Raw genomic sequence first — 696 nt, forward strand, 5'->3', positions numbered from 1 at the left:
TCGCTGATTTTGCCCGCTGTGCGGCGCTGGCCCAACAGGCAGGCTATGACGGTGTGGAAATCATGGGCTCTGAAGGGTATCTGATTAACCAGTTTCTGGTCGAGCGCACCAACCAGCGCCATGACGACTGGGGTGGCAACGAACAAAACCGCCGCCGCTTCGCATTGGAGATTGTGCGCGCGGTACGCCGTACGACCGGGCCGCACTTTATTATCATCTATCGCCTGTCGATGCTCGATCTGGTGGAGTCCGGCTCCTCATGGCAAGAGATAGAGACGCTGGCTCAAGAGATGGAAGCCGCAGGCGTCACGCTACTTAACACCGGTATTGGTTGGCACGAGGCACGCATCCCGACCATCGCAACGCTGGTGCCGCGCGGTGCCTTTGGCTGGGTGACTCAGCGTTTGATGGGCAAGGTCAGCATACCGCTTATCACCACCAACCGCATCAACGATCCGGCACAGGCAGAACAGATGCTGGCACAGGGTTGCGCTGATATGGTTTCCATGGCGCGCCCCTTTCTGGCGGATGCGCACTTGCTTGAAAAAGCAGAAACCGGCCGCAGCGATGAGATCAATACCTGTATCGGCTGCAATCAAGCCTGCCTCGATCGCATTTTTGTCGGCAAGGTGACGTCATGTTTAGTCAACCCGCGCGCCTGCCATGAAACAAAACTGCCCGTAAGAGCGACAGACA

1 pseudogene is annotated in these 696 nt (G+C 57.6%); it reads left to right on the top strand.

Features of this window, described 5'->3' with window-relative positions:
- Nucleotides 1-696, top strand: a pseudogene (fadH, locus tag J5224_RS32915) (NADPH-dependent 2,4-dienoyl-CoA reductase); the annotation flags it as partial.

Source organism: Candidatus Symbiopectobacterium sp. NZEC135 (assembly GCF_025962695.1).